The 21,071-nt window shown below is 67.2% G+C and carries 16 protein-coding genes; 3 read left to right on the forward strand and 13 right to left on the reverse strand.

Features of this window, described 5'->3' with window-relative positions:
* Positions 1 to 21: 21 nt before the first annotated feature.
* Positions 22 to 3,501, forward strand: a complete 3,480-nt coding sequence (locus CKO23_RS01065) for a class I SAM-dependent DNA methyltransferase (RefSeq protein ID WP_200327894.1) — start codon at positions 22 to 24, stop codon at positions 3,499 to 3,501.
* Between the two features lie 455 nt (positions 3,502 to 3,956).
* Here the strand turns inward: CKO23_RS01065 and CKO23_RS01070 are convergent, their stop codons facing one another.
* Both CKO23_RS01070 and CKO23_RS01075 read right to left on the reverse strand, forming a co-directional pair.
* Entirely contained in the window at positions 3,957 to 5,114 is a 1,158-nt protein-coding gene (locus CKO23_RS01070; protein ID WP_242482144.1) for a GGDEF domain-containing protein, read from the reverse strand.
* A gap of 264 nt (positions 5,115 to 5,378) precedes the next feature.
* Positions 5,379 to 5,576: a Trm112 family protein gene (locus tag CKO23_RS01075; RefSeq protein WP_200327997.1), complete on the reverse strand. Its 198-nt coding sequence runs from the start codon at positions 5,574 to 5,576 to the stop codon at positions 5,379 to 5,381.
* Between the two features lie 124 nt (positions 5,577 to 5,700).
* Here CKO23_RS01075 and CKO23_RS01080 point away from each other — a divergent pair, with 124 nt between their 5' ends.
* Positions 5,701 to 7,284, forward strand: a complete 1,584-nt coding sequence (locus CKO23_RS01080) for an alpha/beta hydrolase (RefSeq protein ID WP_346014539.1) — start codon at positions 5,701 to 5,703, stop codon at positions 7,282 to 7,284.
* A gap of 257 nt (positions 7,285 to 7,541) precedes the next feature.
* On the forward strand, positions 7,542 to 7,988 hold the full coding sequence (locus CKO23_RS01085; RefSeq protein ID WP_200327999.1) for a hypothetical protein: 447 nt from the start codon (positions 7,542 to 7,544) through the stop codon (positions 7,986 to 7,988).
* A 433-nt stretch (positions 7,989 to 8,421) separates the two neighbouring features.
* On the opposite strand, the gene clpX is transcribed toward CKO23_RS01085, so the two are convergent.
* From clpX to CKO23_RS01140, 11 genes are all read right to left on the reverse strand, one after another.
* On the reverse strand, positions 8,422 to 9,708 hold the full coding sequence (gene clpX, locus CKO23_RS01090; protein WP_200327895.1) for an ATP-dependent Clp protease ATP-binding subunit ClpX: 1,287 nt from the start codon (positions 9,706 to 9,708) through the stop codon (positions 8,422 to 8,424).
* Positions 9,705 to 10,598 carry a nitrogen fixation protein NifM gene (gene nifM / locus CKO23_RS01095; RefSeq protein ID WP_200328000.1) on the reverse strand — a complete coding sequence of 298 codons (894 nt, stop codon included), beginning with the start codon at positions 10,596 to 10,598 and terminating at the stop codon, positions 9,705 to 9,707. Before nifM ends, clpX begins: the two co-directional genes overlap by 4 nt.
* A 2-nt stretch (positions 10,599 to 10,600) precedes the next feature.
* Positions 10,601 to 11,110: a nitrogen fixation protein NifZ gene (locus CKO23_RS01100; RefSeq protein ID WP_200327896.1), complete on the reverse strand. Its 510-nt coding sequence runs from the start codon at positions 11,108 to 11,110 to the stop codon at positions 10,601 to 10,603.
* Positions 11,094 to 11,438 carry a nitrogenase-stabilizing/protective protein NifW gene (nifW, locus tag CKO23_RS01105; protein WP_200327897.1) on the reverse strand — a complete coding sequence of 115 codons (345 nt, stop codon included), beginning with the start codon at positions 11,436 to 11,438 and terminating at the stop codon, positions 11,094 to 11,096. Before nifW ends, CKO23_RS01100 begins: the two co-directional genes overlap by 17 nt.
* Positions 11,439 to 11,553: 115 nt before the next feature.
* Positions 11,554 to 12,096, reverse strand: coding sequence for a hypothetical protein (locus tag CKO23_RS01110; RefSeq protein WP_200327898.1), 543 nt, complete (start codon positions 12,094 to 12,096; stop codon positions 11,554 to 11,556).
* A 4-nt stretch (positions 12,097 to 12,100) separates the two neighbouring features.
* Entirely contained in the window at positions 12,101 to 12,883 is a 783-nt protein-coding gene (gene cysE, locus CKO23_RS01115) for a serine O-acetyltransferase (protein ID WP_200327899.1), read from the reverse strand.
* Positions 12,884 to 12,904: 21 nt separating this feature from the next.
* The gene (gene nifV / locus CKO23_RS01120; RefSeq protein ID WP_200327900.1) at positions 12,905 to 14,053 is read right to left on the reverse strand and encodes a homocitrate synthase; all 1,149 of its coding nucleotides are present in this window, start codon (positions 14,051 to 14,053) and stop codon (positions 12,905 to 12,907) included.
* A 339-nt stretch (positions 14,054 to 14,392) separates the two neighbouring features.
* A complete protein-coding gene (locus tag CKO23_RS01125) occupies positions 14,393 to 17,641 on the reverse strand; it encodes an efflux RND transporter permease subunit (RefSeq protein ID WP_200327901.1) in 3,249 nt (1,082 codons plus the stop codon).
* 108 nt (positions 17,642 to 17,749) lie between these two features.
* Entirely contained in the window at positions 17,750 to 18,913 is a 1,164-nt protein-coding gene (locus CKO23_RS01130; protein WP_200327902.1) for an efflux RND transporter periplasmic adaptor subunit, read from the reverse strand.
* A 176-nt stretch (positions 18,914 to 19,089) separates the two neighbouring features.
* Complete coding sequence (locus tag CKO23_RS01135) at positions 19,090 to 19,494, reverse strand: hypothetical protein (RefSeq protein ID WP_200327903.1); 405 nt, start codon at positions 19,492 to 19,494, stop codon at positions 19,090 to 19,092.
* A gap of 9 nt (positions 19,495 to 19,503) precedes the next feature.
* Positions 19,504 to 20,832, reverse strand: a complete 1,329-nt coding sequence (locus CKO23_RS01140; RefSeq protein ID WP_200327904.1) for a hypothetical protein — start codon at positions 20,830 to 20,832, stop codon at positions 19,504 to 19,506.
* Positions 20,833 to 21,071 lie beyond the last annotated feature (239 nt).

Here is a 21,071-nt window from a genome sequence, read left to right on the forward strand (position 1 = left end):
ACGGAGCACCGCCGACTCGCCATGGATGACACCGCCAAACCGGCCAACCCCGAGATCCGCGACAACTCGGCCGCCCAGCCCGCGCCGGTCGACGCCTTCATCGCCCGCTGGGCCAGTGCCACCGGGACCGAGCGCGCCAACTACCAGCTCTTCCTCACCGAACTCTGCGCCCTGCTGGAGCTGCCTCAGCCCGATCCCGCTCGCGAGGACAATCAGGACAACGCCTATTGCTTCGAGCGCCGCGTCGTCTTCCACCACGGCGACGGCACCCAGAGCCACGGCTTCATCGACCTCTACCGCCGCGCCTGCTACGTCCTTGAGGCCAAACAGTCCGGCCTGCACCTGGACACCCCCGGCTGGGACAAGGCCATGCTGCGCGCGCACGGCCAGGCCGTGCAGTACGTCCGCGCCCTGCCGAGCGAAGAGGGCCGCCCGCCCTTCGTCATCGCCGTGGACGTCGGCCGCAGCATCGAGCTCTACAGCGAGTTCAGCCGCAGCGGCGGGGCCTACATCCCCTTCCCGGACCCGCGCGGCCACCGCATCCGCCTCGCCGACCTGCGCGACGCCGAGATCCGCGCGCGCCTGCGTGCCGTCTGGCTCGACCCGCTCAGCCTGGACCCCAGCCGCCGCGCCGCCCGCGTCACCCGTGAGATCGCCGCGCGCCTGGCGCGGCTCGCCGTCTCGCTGGAAGCGGCCGGACACCCGCCCGAGCTGACCGCCGCCTTCCTCATCCGCTGTCTCTTCACCCTCTTCGCCGAGGACGTGGGCCTCATCAAGCAGGCCGGCTTCACCGAGCTGCTCGCGTCAGTGCGCGACAACCCCGTCCAATTCGTGCCGCTCGCCGAGCACCTGTGGCGCGACATGAACGCCGGCAGCCCCTTCTCGCCGATCCTGCGCGAGCGCGTGCCGCGCTTCAACGGCGGGCTCTTCGCCGACCCCAGCGCCCTGCCGCTGGACCGCGACCAGATCGACCTGCTCATCGAGGCTGGCCGCGCCGACTGGCGCCAGGTCGAGCCCGCCATCTTCGGCACCCTGCTGGAGCGCGCGCTCGACCCCCTGGAGCGGCACAAGCTCGGCGCCCACTACACCCCGCGCGCCTATGTCGAGCGCCTGGTCCTGCCCACCGTCATCGAGCCCCTGCGCGAGGAGTGGACCGCCGTGCAGAGCGCCGCCGTCAGCCTGCACGAGCAGGGCAAGGACGTTGAGGCCGCGCGCCTCGCCCGCGGCTTCCAGGTCCGGCTCGCCAACGTCCGGGTGCTGGATCCCGCCTGCGGCTCCGGCAACTTCCTCTACGTCACCCTGGAGCACCTCAAGCGTCTGGAGGGCGAGGTGCTGGACACCCTGGAATCCCTCGGCGCCGGCCAGACCCTGCTGGACATGGAAGGCGTCAGCGTCGACCCGCATCAGCTCCTCGGGCTGGAGCTCAACCCGCGCGCCGCCACCATCGCCGAGATGGTCCTCTGGATCGGCTACCTGCAATGGCACGTGCGCACCCACGGCAGCGTCCACCCGCCCGAGCCCATCATCCGCGACTTCCGCAACATCCAGTGCCGCGACGCCGTGCTCGCCTACGACCGCATGGAATGGGTGACGGACGCGACCGGCCAGCCCGTCTCGCGCTGGGACGGTCGGACCATGAAGACTCATCCCATTACCGGCGAGCCGGTGCCGGACGAGACCGCGCGGACGCCGCTGGAGCGCTATGTCAATCCGCGCCGGGCCGAGTGGCCGGAGGCGGATTTCGTGGTGGGGAATCCGCCGTTTATTGGCGCCTCCAACATGCGCCGTGCCTTGGGTGACGGCTATGTGGACGCGCTGCGCGGGGTGCGGTCGGAAGTTCCCGAGTCCGCCGACTACGTCATGTATTGGTGGGACCAGGCGGCCGGGCTGGCCCGCGCCGCACAGATTCGCCGCTTTGGCTTCATCACCACCAACAGCCTACGCCAGACCTTCAATCGGCGGGTGCTTGAGCGGCATCTGACCGCCGCCGAGCCGCTCTCGCTGCTCTACGCCGTGCCGGATCATCCCTGGGTGGACGCCGCCGACGGCGCGGCGGTGCGCATCGGCATGACGGTCGGCCAGGCGGGCGAGCTGCACGGTTTGCTCGACCGGGTAACGGCGGAGCGCGGCGGTCAGGGCGAGGGGTTGGATGTGGATCTGGAGCGGACGGCGGGATTTATCCACGCCGATCTGCGGATTGGGGCCAATGTCACCGCCGCGCTGCCGCTGCGGGCCAATCAGGGCATCAGTTCGCCCGGCGTCAAGCTGCATGGCGCCGGCTTCATCGTCACGCGCGAGGAGGCCGCCTCGCTGGGGCTCGGCCGGCTGCTAGGGCTGGAACGGCACATTCGCGCCTATCTTAACGGTCGCGATCTGACCCAGAGTCCGCGCGGGGTCATGGTCATCGACCTCTTCGGACTTGCCGCCGAGGAGGTCCGGGTACGTTACCCCGAGGTCTATCAGTGGGTGCTGGAGCGGGTGAAGCCGGAGCGGGATGCAAACAACCGAGCCGCCTATCGAGAGAACTGGTGGGTCTTTGGCGAGCCGCGCAATGATTTCCGCCCCACGCTGGTCGGGCTGCCGCGTTACATCGCCACGGTCGAGACCGCCAAGCACCGCACGTTCGTCTTCCTCGACCAGTCCATCCTGCCCGACAACAAGCTGATCGCCATCGCCCTTTCCGGCGCCTGGAAGCTGGGTGTGCTATCCAGCCGAATCCATGTCTTCTGGGCGCTTGCGACCGGCAGCCGTCTTGGCGTCGGCAACGACCCTGTATACGTCAAAACCCGCTGCTTCGAGACCTTCCCCTTCCCCGACGCCTCCGAACCCATCAAGTCCCGCATCCGCCAGCTCGGCGAAGACCTCGACGCCCACCGCAAACAGCGTCAGGCCCTGCATCCGGACCTGACCATGACCGGGATGTACAACGTCCTCGACCGTCTGCGCCGGGGCGAGCCGCTGACCGCCAAGGAAAAGACCATCCACGCGCAGGGCCTGGTCGCCGTGCTCCGCCAGCTCCACGACGAGCTGGACGCGGCCGTGCTCGACGCCTACGGCTGGTCCGACCTGACCGACGCCCTGCTCGGCGCCGCGCCGGGCAGCGAGGCCGCGGCCGAGGTGGAAGAGGGCATCCTGCAACGCCTGGTCGCGCTCAACGCCGAGCGCGCGGCCGAGGAGCGGCGCGGCCTGGTCCGCTGGCTGCGCCCGGAATTCCAGCGTCCGAGCCAGGGCGCGGAGGAGGCCGGCGCGGCCGGACAGGAGGCCGTGCCGCCGATCGTACCCGCCGCCGCCGGTCCCAAGCCCGCCTGGCCCAAGACCCTGCCGGAGCAGTTCCAGGCCCTGCGCGCGGCCCTGACCGCCAGTCCCGGCCCCGCCACCCCCGTCGAGCTGGCCAAGCGGTTCACCCGCGCCCCCAAGGCCAAGGTCGCCGAGCTGCTCGACACCCTCGCCAGCCTCGGCCACGCCCGCTGCCTGGACGACGGCCGCTACCTCCCTGGCTGAGCAAACAAAAGCGCTGGATCGCGTGGGATGGGCAAAGCCCGCGCGATGAGTGTTCTTGTCGGCGTCGAGCGTTCACGGGCGTGCCCATCCTCTCAACGCCGAGCCTTGCAAGATGGGCACGTCCGACCAGCGTCGCGGCCGCCTGCGGGGTCGGAGCGCGGACTTTGCCCATCCTACCGGCCGAGCAAACACAAGGGCTGGATCGCGTAGGATGGGCAAAGCCCGCGCGATGAGTGTTCTTGCTGGCGTCGAGCGTTTACGGGCGTGCCCATCCTCTCAACGCCGAGCCTTGCAAGATGGGCACGTCCGACCAGCGTCGCGGCCGCCTGCGGGGTCGGAGCGCGGACTTTGCCCATCCTACCGGCCGAGTAAACACAAGGGCTGGATCGCGTGGGATGGGCAAGGCCCGTGCGTTGAGCTTTCACGGGCGTGCCCATCGTCGTCTGAGCGCGCCGTCAGTCGCCCGCGACCATCACGCGGTTGCGTCCCCGGTCCTTGGCCTCGTAGAGGGCGGCGTCGGCCGCCTTGATGAGGTCGCGGGTGGAGGTGGTCTCGTCCGGCAGGATCTCCGCCACGCCCAGGCTGACGGTGATGCAGTCGGAGGTCGGTGAGGTCGGGTGTGGGATCCGCAGCGACTCAATGTCCTCGCGGATGCGCTCGGCGATGGCGGCGGCGTCGCTCAACTGGGTGTTCGGCAGGATGAAGGCGAACTCCTCGCCGCCGATCCGCGCGGCGAGGTCGCCCGGGCGCCGGGCGGCCGTGGCCATGGACTCCGCTACCTTCCTGAGACACTGGTCTCCGCCCGGGTGCCCGAGATGATCGTTGTAGCGTTTGAAGTAGTCGATGTCGGCGATCGCCATGGACAGCGGGGTCCGCGTGCGTGCGGCGCGCTTCCACTCGTTGGCGAGCGCCTCCTCGAAGAGGCGGCGGTTGGCGATGCCGGTCAGGCTGTCGATCCTGGCCAGCATGGCCTGCTGCTGCTTCTCTTCGATCGACGAGAGGAGCTTGAGCCGCAGCTCGATGGACTCGCGCAGGATATGGCTGAACTGACTCGAGGAGACGAGCATGGCGACCATGAAGATCAGGAAGAGGACCGCCATGGTCAGTGAGACGCGGTCTCCCTCGGCGATCAGCCTCAGGATGATGGGCAGGCTCACCGGAATGGCGAAGAGCTGGAACGCCGGGGTCAGAGCGGAGAGGAGCGGCAGGGCGCCGGCGATCATGCCGCCGAGCGCGAAGGCGAGGAAGATCTGGTGCAATTGGGATGTGGGGTGGAAAAGGGCGATGCCGGCGGCCCCCCACAGGATCCCGGAGCCCAGTGCGCCGATCAGGAAGAGGGATCCCCATTCGGTTTCGTGCGTCTGCTGCCTGAGACGCGGGTCGCGAAAGCGGCGCAGTAGGGCGTAGCGCGCCAGGGTGACCGCGTAGATGGCTGCGATCCACAGCAGCAGTTTGCGACCGTCGATATCGCCATAAAAGATGAGGACCAGAACCAGGCCGTTGACGAGGTTCACCGCCAGCGAGGTGCCAAGCTGCTGGTAGGCATGCTCGATCTGCAGTGCCAGCACCTTCCTGGTCAGCGCTGTCCTGGGCATTGGCAGCAGGTCGATCATCCGCGGATGCGCCTTCGCACGGCATCGGCCCGGCGATTCCGGTGGGCTTCGAGGGGGGGCTGTTCTGTTTCCCGTGCCGAGCATCGCGTCTGATTCCGCAAGCGCGGGGGTCGCTCCTCGATCCTAGGCAGGGCTGTGGTGGCAGGGTGCCGGAACCCGATTTCGGCTTGCCATCCACTCCCAACCCCGTTGCACCCTGGGTGCGAAGGCCCTTGGCGCCAAGCTCTGCTCCGAGCGCCGGCCGAGGTCTCCCGCAAAGGCCGGTTAACGGGCCTGGCGATAGCTGTCCATCTCTTCCAGCGAGAGCTGTCGGGCCTCCTCTTCGAGCATGACCGGGATGTCGTCGCGGATGGGGTAGGCGAGCTGGGCCGACAGCGAGATGAGCTCGCCCCGGTCCTTGTCGAAGATCAGTGGACCCTTGGTCACCGGGCAGACCAGGATGTCGAGCAGTTTCTTGTCCAGCATGGGTTGATTGCTCCGCAGAGAGATCTATGTCGAATGAGGCGAGAGTGTAACTCCCTGGCAGTGCGCTGGGTATCGCGACCGGCGCCGGGTCGCATCCGCTGTTGGAATCAGGATGCAGGAGATGATGCCACACCCCGAGTCTCGGACCCGAAACCGCTGCCGCCGTGGTTGCCTGGCCGCGGTCGCGATTGCAGTGGTCGCCCTGGCGAGCATCCTGACGGCGCTCTGGCACCTGACGGCGGCGACGCGGGGGTTGGAGATCACGCATCTGCGAGCCGGTCCCGTCCCCATCACCCTCTATCGTCCGGCTAGCACGGCGCCCGCGCCCGTGGTGGTGGTCGCCCATGGATTCGCCGGCTCTCAGCAGCTGATGCAGCCCTATGCCATCACCCTGGCGAGGAACGGCTACATCGTGGCGACCTTCGATTTCGCCGGTCACGGTCGCAATGCCGCCCCCTTCGTCGCCAGCCTCATGGATCAGGAGCGGCGTCTGCGCGTTCTGCTCGATGGACTGGAGCCGACGGTGGCGCTGGCACTGGCGCAGCCGGGCGCCGACGGGCGGCTCGCACTCGTCGGCCACTCCATGGCGGCGGACGTGCTGGCGCGCTACGCCCAGGCCCATCTTGGGCAGGTCTCGGCGTTGGTGCTGCTGTCACCCTATCTGTCGAAGGAGACGCGGACCGACAACCTGCGCAATCTGCTGCTCATCTACGGCGGTCTGGAGCCGGAGATGCTGCATCGGCAGGGGATCGAGGTGCTGGCGGGGGCCGGGGGTGAGGCGCCACAGGCGGGGCCGATCTACGGCAGCCTTGCCGATGGCAGCGCGCGCCGGCTGCTGCTCGCGGAGGGTGTCGAGCACATCGGCGTGCTCTATGCCGCGGAAGGACTCGCGGCGACGCTCGATTGGCTGAACCAGACCTTCGGTCGCAGCGGGAGCGGCTTCATCGACAAGCCTGGTCCCTGGCTCGGCCTGCTCTATCTTGGGCTGGTGGCGCTGGCCTGGCCCCTGTCGCGACTGCTGCCGGAGGTCGCGGCGCGGCCGCTCGGCGCCGGTCTGGGCTGGCGACGCCTGCTCCCGGCGGCGTTGCTTCCCGCAGTGCTGACCCCGTTGATCCTCTGGAAGCTGCCGACCGACTTCTTGCCGGTCCTGATCGGGGACTATCTGGCCCTCCATTTCGCCGTCTACGGCCTCCTCACCTGGCTGGCGCTCTGGTTGATGCGCGGGCGGGGCGGGCAGCCGAACCCGGTGTCTGCCGGGATCCATTGGCGCCGCTTGGCGTTGGGCGCGGCGGCGACTGCCATTTACTTCACGCTGGTCTTCGGTCTGGCGACGGATCATTTCGTGACCGCCCTGCTGCCGGGACCGGAACGCACCTGGGTGGTGTTGGCCATGCTGGCGGGGACGCTGAGCTACTTCACCGCGGACGAATGGCTCACCAGGGGGGAGGGCGCTGCCCGCGGCGCCTATGCCTTCACGAAGCTGCTCTTTCTCCTCTCCCTGCTGCTGGCCGTCGGCCTGAATCTCAATGAGCTGTTCTTCCTGATCATCATCGTGCCGGCGATTCTCGTCCTATTCTTCGTCTACGGTGTGATGAGCGGCTGGGTGTATCGCCGCGCCAAGCATCCCTGGGTCAGCGCCATTGCGCTCGCCGTGGCCTTCGCAACGGCGACCGCCGTGACCTTTCCCCTGGTCGGTGGCGCGTGACCCGGTCATTAGGTCAATCTTGTCCGGAGACAGAAAAGTTGATCGGGCTCAATCTACATTCGCGTCGCGGTTTAGCGTAATATCAGACACTGGTTGCGGTTTGCTTGAGCTGTGGAGGTTATCACGGCCTGTGTTCGCAGCCTCACGCCTGAAGGACACTGTTTCCCGAGAAAAAAGGACGGCGCGTTTCCTCTGCGGGAGACAAGAAGAAAGTGCCTTGGCCGCTGTCCACCGACCGACTTGGAGGAGTATCGAAGATGGTCGCTTTTGCGCAATTGCATGCACAGAATCACAAGATTACCGAGTTGTCGAACGTCTTTCTCTATCTCGTGCGCGAGCGTTCGATGTGCGACACCGATGTCGCCTGTGACGTTTTCTTCGACCTGACGAATCGGGTACGCGAACATATGGAGCTTGTGGACCGCGATATCTGCGGCCAGCTGATCTCGTACCCGGATCAGGCGGTGAAGAACACCGCCAACCGTTTCCTGTCCGGCTCCACCGAGATCAAGCGGATCTTCGGCGCCTACGTGAAGGAATGGTGCTCGCAGAAACGCCACGCGCTGACCATCAGCGACTACTCGTCATTCCTGCAGGATACCGAGCAGATGTTCGCCTTGGTGATGGATCGGATCCAGCGCGAGACCGAGCACCTCTATCCCTTGCTGCGCAAGCTCGAAGGCGACGACAAGCAGGTTGCCTGACCCCCCGTGCCGCGAGGGATGGGCAAGGTCCGCGCGCTGATGCCGAGTTGGCGTGCCGTTCGATGACGGGCCTGCCCATCGTTCCTGCTCGGTGGCTCGCGGGATGGGCGTGTCTGGCAAACCGAGCGGCAAGATTTGGGCCGCTAGGGAACTGTCTATCTTCTACGTCCTGATTTGAGCCTGGTGACGAAGCTCCGGCTTCGTCGCTCGCGAGACGAAGCTCCGCTTCGCGAACCCGAGGATCAGCGACTGGATCGACTCAAGCAAGGGCCGGAAGCCGCCGACATCGTGAAGCAGAGCTTCATCGCTGAGGTCACGAAGCTGGAGCTTCGTGACCAGAAAGGGGGGAAGCCGTTGATGGACAGTTCCTAAGCGCGGACTTTGCCCATCCTGCGTCCGCTAGGTTCGACGTCCTCTCTCCACGGATCCGGCCTTAGGCGCCCATTTCCACGCGTGCGGCGTCCTCGCCGGGATGCGCATGGCACCATTCGACCGGACTCACACCCAGCACGGCATCGGCGTCGACCCGGCAGCCGACGACGCCCTCGAGCGAGGGTAGCTCGAACATCGGCCGCTGCAGTAGCGCCTCCAAAACACTCCGCAGACCGCGGGCGCCCGTGCCGCGCTCGATGGCCTTGTGCGCGATCGCGGTGAGCGCCTCGGCCGAGAACGCCAGCTCGACGCCCTCGAAGCTGAACAGCTGTTGGTACTGGCGTACCAGCGCATTCTTGGGCTCGGTGAGGATGCGCACCAGCGCCGCCTCGTCCAGGTCGTGCAGACCGACGATGACCGGGAAGCGGCCGATGAACTCGGGGATGAGTCCGAATTGGCGCAGGTCGTTCGGGTGCGTGTCGCGGTAGAGATCCGGGTCGCGCCCGTCCGATCCGGCATCCGAGGCCACATTGGCGTGGAAGCCGATCCCGCATCCACCTTCCCGGCGGCGTCGGCTGAGGATCTTCTCCAGCCCGGCGAAGGCGCCGCCTACCACGAAGAGGATATTGCGCGTGTCGATGAGCATGGGCTCGCTGGCGTCCTTGCGGCCCTTGGGGCTGAGTTTGACCTGCGTGCCCTCCACCAGCTTGAGCAGCGCCTGCTGGACTCCCTCGCCGGAGACGTCGCGGGTTCCGTGCGCCGTCTCGCCCTGCCGCGCCAGCTTGTCGACCTCGTCGATGTAGACCATGCCCCATTCGGCGACCTCGCGGTTGCCGCTGGAGGCGTCCAGGAGACGGGCGAGGATGCTCTCGACGTCCTCCCCGACGTAGCCGGCCTGCGTCAGCGTGGTGGCGTCCGCGACCACGAAGGGAACGCCGACGATGCGGGCCAGGGTGCTCGCCAGCAGGGTCTTGCCGGTGCCTGATGGGCCTAGGAGCAGGATGTTCGACTTGTCGATCTCGACGCGATCGTCGTCCTCGAGGGTGCGCTTGGGGTGCTTGGCCTCGACGGCGAGGCGCTTGTAGTGGTTGTAGACGGCGACCGAGAGGGTTTCCTTGGCGGCCTCCTGGCCGATGACATAGCGGTCCAGATGCTCCTTGATCTGCAGCGGCTTGGGCGGTGACTTGAGCGGCCCGCTCAGCGCCCGCGCGCGCCCCCAGCTGCTGACGACCTGGTGTGCCAGCGAGACGCAGGCCTCGCAGATGTGGCCTTCGATGCCCGCGATGAGCGGGGTCTCCGGGGCTTGCGGCGCGCCGCAGAAGGAGCAGGTGTGGACCTTGTCGTTCATGCCGTCGAGCCCTCCGTTCGGGGTGGTGCCTGTTGTCTGAGCTCGGCGATCCAGCGCTTCTGGCAGTCCCGGCGCTGGCGTGCGTCCAGGATCGAGCGGATCTTCTCCCGCGCCTGCTCGAAGCTGACCGTGGTGGCTGGCTCGACCCTTTCACACAGCAGCAGATGGAAGCCGATCTCGGACTCCACGACCTGGCTGATCTCGCCCGGCGCGAGTGCGAAGAGCACGGCATCCAGCTCGGGATAGAGCTGGCCGCGCGGCAGGGTGCCGAGCTCGCCCCGCTGCATTGCCGTGGGGCACTCGGAGTGCTGTTGCGCTAGCGCGCCGAAGTCCTGGGGGCGCTGGGCGAGTTCGGCCGCGACCCGCTCCATCCGCTCGCGTGCCGCCGCGCGGCTGTTTTCGGCGTACGCGTCGTTGATGGTCACCAGGATATGGCGCGCGGTGCGCCGCTCCGGTGCGTCGAAACGCTCGATATGAAGCTCGTAGAAGAGCCGCTCGTCGACCTCGCTGACGGGCTGCGCGCTGGCGCCGATGCGCTGCATGACCGCGTCGAACATCAGCTCGCGGCGCAGTGCGCGGCGCAGTGTCTCTGGATCCAGGCCGTTGTTGGCGAGCTCGCTGGCGAAGGTGGCCTCGTCGGGGTAGCGCCCGCGGATCTCGGCGACGGCCGCGTCGAGCCTCCGCTCGGGGATGAGCGTATCTCGCGCCTCGCTGGTCGAGAGGACGAGGCTCTCGAGGTCGAAGGTCTGTCGCGCCTGCTGCTCCACTTGACGCATCTGGGGCGCGTCCAGCGCATCCAGACCGCTCTGGAAGCGCTCGGTTGCGGCGCGCAGGAGGTGATAGCGGTACTCGGAGCTGGGCTCCTGGGGGCTGGAGTGCGAGAGGCTCATGGTCATGATGCAGGGCTGGTGTCTGTCGTCGTGTCCAGGCTGGCTGTCGAGTCCGAGGTGTCGGCGTGCGCCGACTCCGCCTCGGTGAGCGCCGTTTCCGGGACGACGAGTGTGTTGCGATCGGGGAAATGGACGTGGTAGGCGACGCCGCCGGGGTGATCGCGCAGGACCCGAATCACCTCGCCGACCTCTCCCGTCTGGACCATGACCCGCCCCTCGATGCCGAGCGGCTGCCGTGTCGCGACCAGGTCGCGAAATTCGAAACGACTTGGGGTCCAGGGGGCGTCCGCCGGCTGGAGCTCTTCCTCGCGGCAACCGACGATGCGGTCGCTGTCGAGGAAGTGCACCGAGTAGATGATCTGGTCCTGCAGGAAGGTGCCGACGTCCTTCACATAGCCGGTGCTGCCCCGGCGGATCAGGAGGGTGCCCGTCGGCTCGCCCGGAAAGGTCCCGTCGTTGCGCAGGTTGCGCAGGACGCGGACCTGGTCGCCGTAGTCATACTGGGGGCGCATGGGGCACTTGCTCCATGAGGTCGGTGAGCGGGATCGCGACCGTCTTGGGGTCGTTCATGTGGAAGACGCGGAACACCTTCTCGGTCGCGGCGTCGGAGGCGACGAAGTCCTGATAGGCCGCCTTGAGCAGATCCGCGTGCACGGCCCACTTCGCCTGCGCGCTGTCCGGCATCTCCTCGACCTGCCCGAGATAGTCATGGAAGCGCTGCAGGATGTGCAGACGATTGACCTGCACGATACTGGGCTCGTACTGGATGCCAAAGTAGTCGAGGAAGTCCTCGGCGCTGGACAGTTCGCTCATGTCGAGTTCGAAATCGTCGTCGGTCATGGTCGTCTCCGGGGGTTGGGGGAAGTTGTCAGTTGTCAGTTTTCAGCGCCGTAGGGTGGACGAGCGATAGCGAAGTCCGCCAGGCCCGCCTTGCCGAGTTGTCCGCGTCCGGGGCTCAGCGTCCGAGGAAGCGCACATTGCCGCCGACCTCGGCGATCTGCTCCTCGGCGACGGCGCTGCGCGCCATGGCGAGCAGTTCGTTGATGCCGAGGCGGTCGCTGGTATCGACCTCGGCGAGCTTCTCGAAACGCGTCAGCGCCTCCGCCGAGCGACCCAGGCGCATCAAGAGGTAGCCCGCGCCCTTGAGCGCGAGCAGCAGGAAGCGCGTCAGCGACATGGAGACCTGGACGGAGCGGCCCAGGTCGGCCTCGGTCAGCGCCCGCCAATCGATCGGGATCCGCAGACGCTCGGCGCTGATGGCGATGGCGCGGTCGGCGGTGATCAGGGCCTCCTGATAGCGGTGGCGGTAATAGAAGTAGCGATAGAGCGCGACCAGGACGGTCAAGTGCTCGGGCTCCAGGAAGTAGGCGTGGAGCAGGCTCAGTTCGGCGCCGGGCTCGCCATAGCGGTGCGCGGCGTCGGCGAGCAGCGACTCGACCTCCGGGCTGACCGGCTCGTCGAAGTACATGTCCTCGCCGCTGAAGTCGAGAAGGTCCATGGGATCAGGCCTCCCCTAGCGCGGTGCGTTGGTCGGGCGGCTCGCACACCTGGATGGCGTCGCAGCTGCCGCATTCGTCCTCGTGCTCGGTTCCGCCGGGCAGGCAGCCATGGATGCCGGCCGCTTGTTCGAGGTGGCGGATACGCTCCAGGAGGCAGGAGATGGCCCCGGCGACCGGGTCTGGCATCAGGTGGTGGTCGAGGTCGATGCCATGGGGGTTGGGGTTGCGCGACTGGCGCGACTTGACCACCTTGGCGGGGATGCCGACCACCGTGCTGTCCGAGGGGACATTGCCGATCACCACCGAGTTGGCCCCGACCTTGACGTGCTGCCCCAGGATGACGGGGCCCAGGATCTTGGCCCCGGCGCCGACCACGCAGCCGTCGCCGAGCGTGGGGTGGCGCTTGCCCTTGCGCCAGGAGGTGCCGCCTAGCGTGACCCCATGGTAGAGGGTCACGTCGTCGCCGATCTCGGCCGTCTCGCCGATGACGACGCCGGCGCCGTGGTCGATGAAGAAGCGCCGGCCGATGTCCGCGCCCGGATGGATGTCGATGCTGGTCCAGATGCGCGCGATGTAGGCGATGAAACGCGGCAGCCAGCGCAGACCCCGGCGCCAGAGCGGATGCGCCAGGCGATAGAGGATGACGGCGTGGATTCCAGGGTAGGTGGTGTAGACCTCGAAGCGGGTGCGGGCGGCGGGGTCGCGGTCGAAGATGCAGTCCACGTCCTCGGCGATGATCGACCAGACGCCTGGTCCCCGTGGTTGCTCAAGAATGGCCTCGCTCATGCTCAAGGTCTCCCGCGCTGGCTACTGCAGCACTGCCGCCTGTGGGTAGCCGATCTCGGCCAGAAAGCGTCTCAGGTCGCCGGTCTCGGGGCTACGCTTGGTCTCGGTGACGAAGCGCCGGACCAGCGGCAGGACGCGCTCGGCCTGATCCGTGTCCAGCTGAAAGCGCAGCCGCTCGGCATAGACCTGCTGGACGGCATGCTTTCCCGAGTGCTTGCCGAGCACCATGCTGTGCATGCGGCCCAGTTCGGCGGGGTCGATGCCCTGGTAGTTCAACGGATCCTTGAGCAGACCGTCGACGTGGATACCGGCCTCGTGGGTGAAAGCCCCGCCGCCGATCAGGCTCTTCTGCCAGCACACGGGACGGCCGGATGCGTGCGCGACCACCTGCGAGAGGTTGTCGAAGTGATGCAGGTCGACCCCCGTCTCGATCTGGTGGACGTGGCGCAGACCCATGACGACCTCTTCGAGCGCGGCATTGCCAGCGCGCTCGCCCAAGCCGTGAACCGTGGTATTCACGTGAGTCGCGCCGCCGCGCACGGCCGCTAGGGTATTGGCTGTCGCCAGGCCCAGATCGTCGTGGGCGTGCATCTCGATCTCAAGGTCCACGATGGCGCGCAGATCGCGGATGCGCTCGAAGACGCCGAAGGGGTCCATGAGGCCGACGGTGTCGGCGAAGCGGAAACGCCGCGCGCCGGCCTCCTGCGCGGCCTCGGCGGCCAGCCAGAGCAGTTCGGGATCGGCGCGGGAGGCGTCCTCGGCCCCGACGCAGACCTCCATCCCCAGATCCTGTGCGGCACGCACCTGAGTGCGGATCTGCGCCAGGACCCAGTCGCGGTCGCGTCCGAGCTTGCGAAAGATCTGCTGATCCGAGAGCGGGATGGAGAGGTCGATCAGGTCGACCCCCAGGTCTCGGCAGAGGGCGATGTCGCCGGGCAGCATCCGGGTCCAGACCATCAGTCGGGCGGATAGTCCGAGTGCCGCGACGGCGCGGATCGACTCGCGTTCCTCGTCCCCCATGGCGGGGATGCCGATCTCCAGTTCGGGGACGCCAAGCGCGTCCAGGCCGCGTGCGATCGCCAGCTTCTCATCCAGGGAGAAGGCGACGCCGGCCGACTGCTCGCCGTCGCGCAGCGTCGTATCGTTGATGGTGACCTTGTTGTGCTTCATTGACGTGGCTTGCTCCATACGGCCTCTTGGTGAGGATTAAGCAAAGCCTGTACCACTCGCTGGCGTCTTTTGAAGTCAATAGGTTATGCGTTGGTCTTTCTGGATTGATGGGTTTGCGACAACGCCTGGGACGGCCTCTTGTCGGGGAGATGACCAAGGAAATCACTCCTGGAATCTCCCGGGCGGGAGTCCGCTTGCGTCACCGTGAAACGGCGAACCTCTCGGCACCCTCCGCGGGGTGCGCCCAGGTGCTCCGGTCGGTTGTGCGAGCGAAGATGCCCATGCCGGCGATACGGCGCAGGCCGGCCGCCTGGAACGGGCGGCCGGCGCCGATGGGCCTCAGGCCACCGCGGAGTGGCGCCGGTGGAGGTGTTTACCGGCGCTGACGCAGCCCAAGGGGATGACGACCAGGGTCAGCAGGGTGGAGACCAGCACGCCGAAGAGCAGCGAGATGGCCATGCCCTGGAAGATGGGGTCGGTCAGGATGACGCTGGAGCCGGCCACCAGGGCGAGCGCCGTGATGAGGATGGGGCGCGTGCGCGCCTTACAGGCGTTGATAACGGCCTCGGTGACGCTGTGGCCCTGCTCGACCTCCTCGATGGAAAAGTCCACCAGCAGGATGGAGTTGCGCACGATGATGCCGGCCAGGGCGATGAAGCCGATCATGGAGGTGGCGGTGAAGTCGGCGCCGAGCAGCCAGTGGCCGGGCACGATGCCGAGCAGCGTCAGCGGGATGGGCGCCATGATGACGCCGGGCGTCACGAAATTGCCGAACTCCGCGACCACCAGCATGTAAATGAGCACCAGGGCGACGCCGAAGGCGAGACCCATGTCGCGGAAGGTTTCGTAGGTCACGGTCCACTCGCCGCCCCACTCGAAGCCGGACTTGCCGTTGTCCGGCGGCGCGCCGCTGAACATGGTGCCGGACAGGGTTACGCCGTCCGGGGTGCGGTAGTCCGCCAGCTTCTTATCCATCTCGAGCATGGGGTAGAGCGGGGCGCCGAGCTTGCCGACGGCGTCGCCGACCACGTATTCGAGCGGCCGCAGATCCTTGTGATAGACGATGGGATCCTGCGGCGTCTTGACGAAGCTGCCGAGCTCGGAGAGGGGGATGGAACGGCCTTCAGCCGCCGGGATGGGCAGGTCCGCGAGGCGGGTCAGGTTGGCGCGCACCGCCAGCGGCACCTCGATGGTGATGAAGGTCGGCTCCAGCAGGCTGCCGCGCTTGACGTCGCCGGCCTTGAAGCCGCCGAGTGCCATGTCGAGGTTGCGGATGACGGTGTCCACCGAGATGCCCATGCGCACCGCCTTCTCGGCGTCGACCTCGAAGCGCAGGATCTCGTAGGGCTCCTGCATGTAGTTGTCGACGTCGGCCAGGCTGTCGACCTCCTCGAACATCCGGGTCATGTCGGTCGCGACCTGGCGGCGGGTCTTGGCATCCGGTCCATAGATCTCGGCGACCACGGACTGCAGCACGGGCGGCCCCGGCGGCATCTCGACCACGGTGATGCGGGCGCCGGCCTCGCGGGCCAGGGGCGTGAGCAGATCGCGGACCTGCAGCGCGATCTCGTGACTGCTGCGCTTGCGCTCGTGCTTGTCGGTGACCTGGATCTGGACCTCGCCCTGCCAGGGCCGCTGGCGCAGATAGTAGTGGCGGACCATGCCGTTGAAGTCGAAGGGTTTGGCGACGCCTGCGTAGGTCTGGATGGCCAGCACCTCGGGAATCTCGCGCACCCGGTCGGCGAGCAATCGGGCGGTGTTGGCCGTCTTCCCGAGTGCCGTGCCCTCCGGCATGTCCAGCACCACGCTCAGCTCCGGCTTGTTGTCGAAGGGCAGCATCTTGAAGGCGACGGCCTTGGCGTAGAAAAGGCTGCAGGACAGGAAGAAGGCGCCGATGAGGGCGAATAGAAAGGCGTAGCCCAGCGGCTTGCGTTCGATCATCGGGACTAGCAAACCACGGAAGAAGCCGTCCAGTGCCGTGGCGGTCTTGTGCTCACGGTCCTCCGCCTTCTTGAGGGCGGCGAGCCCGGGCTTGATGCGCATCGCCAGCCAGGGCGTGAAGGCGAAGGCGGCGAACAGCGAGAAGATCATGGCCGCCGAGCCCAGCGCCGGGATGGGCTCCATGTAAGGCCCCATGAGTCCGGAGACGAAGCCCATGGGCAGCAGCGCCGCGACCACGGTCAGGGTGGCGATGATGGTCGGGTTGCCGACCTCGGCCACCGCCGCCACGGCGGTTGCGGTATCCGTCTCGCCCTTGATCAGCCAGCGGCGGTAGATGTTCTCGACCACCACGATGGCGTCGTCCACCAGGATGCCGATGGAGAAGATGAGGGCGAAGAGGCTCACGCGGTCGATGGTGTAGCCGAGGATCCAGGCCGAGAAGACGGTCATGAGCAGCACCACTGGGATGACCAGGGTCACCACGATGGCCGGCTTGATGCCGAGCGCGAGCAGGACCAGCAGGCTCACCGCGCCAGTGGCGACGAAGAGCTTGAAGATCAGCTCGTTGACCTTGTCGTTGGCGGTCTGGCCGTAGTTGCGGGTGACTTCGATCTGCACGTTGTCCGGGATCAGCTGCCCCTTGAGCTGCTCGACCTTGTCCAGGATGGCGTTGGCGACGGTGACGCCGTTGCTGCCCTCTTTCTTGGCCAGGGCAATGGTGACGGCCGGCATGCCGTCCGCCTTGGTCTCTCCCGGATAGCTCGGGCCGGTGAAGTAGCTGACCTGCTGGCTGTACTCTTCCGGCTCCAGGCTGACGCGCGCGACGTCGCGGACGTAGATGGGTGCGCCGTTGTAAGTGCCGAGCATGAGCCGCTCGACGTCGGCGGCGCTCTGCAGGAAGGAGCCGGTGTAGACGGTGAGGTGGCGCTCGTTCGATTCGGAATCGCCGGTGCGCCGCTCGGCATTGGCCGTCTTGATGGTGTTGGCGATGTGGTCGAAGGTGACGCCGAAGCCGGCGAGGCGCTGGGGTTCGACCTCGACGCGGATCTGCTCGTGGCGGCCGCCGACCAGGAAGCCCTGGCCCGCGTTCGGGATCTGCGACAGGCTCTGCAGCAGCTTGGCGCTCAGGGCGCGCATGGCGGCGTCGTCCAGCACGTCCGACCATAGAGTCAGGGTCACGACCGGCACGTCGTCGATGCCCTTGGGTCGCACGACCGGCGGCAGGGCGCCCGGCGGCAGCACCTGCTGATTGGCCTGGAGCTTGTCGTGGACCTTGACCAGCGACGGCCCCATCTGCTCGCCGACCTTGAAGCGGACGGTGATGATGCCCTGCTCGCGCTCGCTGGCGGAGTAGACGTGCTTGACGCCCGGGATCTCGGAGAGCAGGCGCTCCAGGGGCTCGACGGCGAGGCTGCCGACCTGCTCCGTGGAGGCGCCGGGGTATTGGACGAAGACGTCGACCATGGGCACCGAGATCTGCGGATCCTCCTGGCGCGGGGTCGAGATCAGGCCGAGGATGCCCATCGCCAGCATGGCGAAGAAGAGCAGCGGCGACAGGGGCGAGTGGATGAAGGTCCGGGCGGTCAGGCCGGCGAGGCCGAGCCCCTGCCGCTCATCGGCGGACGCGTTGCTTGTGTGCTTTGACATGAGGGTGTCTCTAGGATGGCTGCGCGCGCGCAATCAATGCTTGGCCCGGCCGAACGCTGGCTCGGCTGGGGCTTGGATCGGGTTGGGGCGGCGCGGGAGGGCGTTCGCTCAGTTGGCGTCCGAGGGGTTGAGCAGCACGCGCTCGCCGCCCTGGAGTCCGGTCAGGACGCTGACGGTATCGCCGTACTGTTCGCCGAGGCGCAGCAGATGCAGGCGTGGCTTGTCCCGGTCGTCCAGCACATAGACCATCGGCAGACCGCCGCGGTAGACCAGGGCCGCGACCGGGATGACCGGGGCCGAGCCCATGTCCGACTCCGGCTGCGGGATCAGCACCTCCGCGTACATGCCCGCCTTGGCCGGGGCGCCTTCCTGCAGATCGAGCTTGACGCGGACCGTGTGGCGGGTCGGATCGGCCATGGGGAAGACCTGGGCCACCCGCGCCATCACGACGGTCTGGCTGGGATCGTCCAGCTTGACCTTGGTCACGAAGCCCGGGCTCAAGGCGGCCGAGAGGCGCGTCGGGACGTCGCTCTGAACCTGCAGGTGGTTCATGTCGGCGAAGCTGAGCAGGGGCTGGCCGGGCTGGACGGTGTCGCCCGCATTCACATGCTTGTGCGTGATGTAGCCGTCGAAGGGGGCGATGCTCTTGATGTCTTCGAGCTTGGCGTCGACCTCGCGCAGCTGCGCCTGAGCCGTGACCAGCGTGCCCTGTGCCTGCTCGATCTGCGTTCTGTACTGGTGCAGCGTGGCCTCGCGCGTCACGCCCGTCTCGCGGTCGCCGCCGAAGAAGGGCACGGGCATCATCTGGCTCATCATGTTGCCGCCCTGCTTGGGGCTGGGATCCTCGCGTTCGCGCTGATACTGGACCTCGGCATTGCGCACCGTGGCTTGGGCGTTGGCGATGGCGGCCAGGGCGGCCTGACGCTGCGCGCGCAGCGCCGCCTCGTCGAGGACGGCGAGGGTGGCGCCGCGCTTGAAGAAGTCCCCCTCGTTGCCGGCGATCATCTCCACATTGCCCGGCATCTGGGCGGTGAAGGTGATCTCCTCCAGTGGGACCACGGTGCCGCCGACCGTGGTGTTGCCGCCCAGGTTGCGGCGCTCGACCAGCGCCCAGCGCGGACTCTCGCTGGCTGGCGGCGGAATCATCTCGGTGGCGCCGGGCGGCGTGATGTCGGCGGCGGGAGCGGCGGGCTCGTCGGCCGCGACGAGTCCGAGCAAAGAGGCCCCTCCGCCGATCAGGATGGCGGAAAGGACAAGCATTCGGTGAGGCATGGCGATCACAACGTCCTCCAGGATTCACGATGGCCGCGGTCGCCGCGTCAGGGTGCGCCGCGCCGCGGGGCGGGAGGTCGCGACCTGCTCGCGCCTCCCTTTGGCGGGCGCGAAGAATAGCACAGCAGGGGTTTGATCGGATCCGAAGCGGCTGATCGGCGTGGACGCCAGAGCGGTCAGGGAGACGACCGGTAGAGGACCTTGAATTCGCCTGTCAGGCCATTGGCGTCGATATAGCCGATGGCGCCGGGGTTCTTCGAGACGTACTGGATGATGGCGGCCTCACTGCCCAGTTCGCGGGGCGGGGTGCCCTTGCCGACGTAGCGCCGCACCGTCCAATAGCCGATGTACTTGGCGTCGTCCTGATCCAGATAGGCGCGCAGGAACGCCTCTCGGACCCGATGGCCCGGCGGCAGATTCAGCGGCGTGACGCGGATCCCGTCCACCTCCACGACCTTTCCCGTGTAGATGCGCTGCAGCGTGGCCAGGTCGATGGGTTTCAGCCCGGGGTGGCCGATGACCGCAAGCTCCGCCATCGCGGCGGAAGACCAGATCAGCAGGAGTGTGATGAGGATGCGCATGTCCTTTGCTCAAAACATGAAGCTGTAGGAGAGCGAGAAGACGTTGAGCTGGCGTCCGCCGCTCTCCTCGCCTGCGGGGGCATCGACGAAGCTCGAGACCGCGCCGGTGCGCACATGCATCCACTCCGCCTTGATCTTGGAGGTTGGTGTAGGGCTGTAGGATGCTCCAACCGCGAAGCTTTGTTGGTCCTGAGCCGCCAGGAAGTCGGCTCCGGCGATCTGAGCGGCGTTGATGAAGTCGGCGCTCGGGATGTAGGCGGGCACGCGTGTGCCGTTGGTCGCCTCGAAGAGATTCAGCGCGTCATCCGTGGTGCGAATGCCGGCCCAATAGACGTAGGGCGTCAGCCTCCCCACCGGGCGCAGCAGCGCGAGATAGCCGGCGTTGACGTCGGGGCCGATGTCGGCATTCTCGAACTGGCGCCGCACATACTCCCCCACGAAGCGGGTCTGAAAGGGCAGCTCGATCTCGGTGCCGAGTGTCAGGAGGTTGATTCCGACGGTGCCGGTCGTCTGGACGCCCGGACCGGGGAGCTCCTCGAAGGTCTGGTAGTAGCCGATTCCCGGTGCGATCTCGACGTACGGGTACCCGGTATAGACCTCACCGTAGTCCAGCTGGGCCGCCGCATGGTGGATTCCGAGGCGCCAGTAGCTCTTGTCGAGCCGCAGTGACAGCACCAAGCCGCCGAGGGCCATGTCGAGCCCTTGGTAGAGGCTTCCGGCCTGAAGCAGGGGCTCGAATCCGTCACGAAGGTAGAATCTCCAGTCCGTGTGCGCCATGCCTAGATAGCCTTCGAGCGTCCATTCCCGAGCATCGGTCAGCCAGGTCTTGGAGAAGGAGAGGCCGGTGACGTCCGGGGTTGGGGTCACCGAATAGACCTCGGTGGGGAGGCGGGCGAAGTCGAAGGTGGCGCCGACGTCGTTGTTGGCGGAGTAGAGCAGCAGCGGGAGGCGCAGACGGCCGGCGCGCAGCAGCCAGTCATTGGTCGGGCGCCAGGACAGGAAGGCCCAGGTGAGCGTCGGCTCCCAGGTCGTGTCGCTGTGATTCGAGGGCGCGCCCTTGACCTGGAGCGTGATGCCCCAGGCGTCATTGAGTTTGGTGTCGAGCTGGATCCCGAGCAGCGTATCCGGATTGATGGTCCCCTCGTCATCGATGTAGCGCTGGTAGATGAAGTCCTGATCGGAGATGGCGCCGCCCAGGGTGCCGAAACCCGAGAGGTCATAGTTGATCTCGCCGCCGGCCGGTTTCGCGCCGAGGGATAGGGCGAGCAGTGCCCCGACGGAGCGCGCCCGGCGGTGAAGGTGCGTCGGCTTGGCTCCTTGGGTTGCGCTCGCTTTCATCGGCTTTCGGTACATTGGTCTAGGAGTCCGCGTCTTGGTGTCCGGGACGGAGTGACCCCACCGGGGCCGGAGGATGGCTGGGCGGATGCGGGCGCTGCTCGTCTGGGATCGGTTCCCTGTGATTGCCATGAGGATATGACGCGAATCATAACGGTTCTTGGTTCTATCGCTCGTGTGTGGATTGCACTGGGCTCGGCTGTCCGCCGGTCTGCCTGAGCGGTCGCCTTCCGGGGCATTGG

It is taken from the genome of Thiocystis violacea (assembly GCF_016583565.1).
GTDB classification, from domain to species: domain Bacteria; phylum Pseudomonadota; class Gammaproteobacteria; order Chromatiales; family Chromatiaceae; genus Thiorhodococcus; species Thiorhodococcus violaceus_A.

Bases quoted from the DNA above. Each gene is read 5' to 3' on its own strand.
- CKO23_RS01110 (WP_200327898.1), bottom strand. From the start codon at position 12,096: ATGGACCTTCTCGACTTCAGCGGCGAGGACATGTACTTCGACGAGCCG.
- CKO23_RS01125 (WP_200327901.1), bottom strand. From the start codon at position 17,641: ATGTCAAAGCACACAAGCAACGCGTCCGCCGATGAGCGGCAGGGGCTC.
- CKO23_RS01070 (WP_242482144.1), bottom strand. From the start codon at position 5,114: ATGATCGACCTGCTGCCAATGCCCAGGACAGCGCTGACCAGGAAGGTG.
- nifM (WP_200328000.1), bottom strand. From the start codon at position 10,598: ATGAGCCTCTCGCACTCCAGCCCCCAGGAGCCCAGCTCCGAGTACCGC.
- CKO23_RS01135 (WP_200327903.1), bottom strand. From the start codon at position 19,494: ATGCGCATCCTCATCACACTCCTGCTGATCTGGTCTTCCGCCGCGATG.
- cysE (WP_200327899.1), bottom strand. From the start codon at position 12,883: ATGAGCGAGGCCATTCTTGAGCAACCACGGGGACCAGGCGTCTGGTCG.
- CKO23_RS01085 (WP_200327999.1), top strand. From the start codon at position 7,542: ATGGTCGCTTTTGCGCAATTGCATGCACAGAATCACAAGATTACCGAG.
- CKO23_RS01080 (WP_346014539.1), top strand. From the start codon at position 5,701: ATGATGCCACACCCCGAGTCTCGGACCCGAAACCGCTGCCGCCGTGGT.
- CKO23_RS01140 (WP_200327904.1), bottom strand. From the start codon at position 20,832: ATGAAAGCGAGCGCAACCCAAGGAGCCAAGCCGACGCACCTTCACCGC.
- CKO23_RS01065 (WP_200327894.1), top strand. From the start codon at position 22: ATGGATGACACCGCCAAACCGGCCAACCCCGAGATCCGCGACAACTCG.
- nifW (WP_200327897.1), bottom strand. From the start codon at position 11,438: ATGACCGACGACGATTTCGAACTCGACATGAGCGAACTGTCCAGCGCC.
- CKO23_RS01100 (WP_200327896.1), bottom strand. From the start codon at position 11,110: ATGCGCCCCCAGTATGACTACGGCGACCAGGTCCGCGTCCTGCGCAAC.
- CKO23_RS01130 (WP_200327902.1), bottom strand. From the start codon at position 18,913: ATGCCTCACCGAATGCTTGTCCTTTCCGCCATCCTGATCGGCGGAGGG.
- nifV (WP_200327900.1), bottom strand. From the start codon at position 14,053: ATGAAGCACAACAAGGTCACCATCAACGATACGACGCTGCGCGACGGC.
- clpX (WP_200327895.1), bottom strand. From the start codon at position 9,708: ATGAACGACAAGGTCCACACCTGCTCCTTCTGCGGCGCGCCGCAAGCC.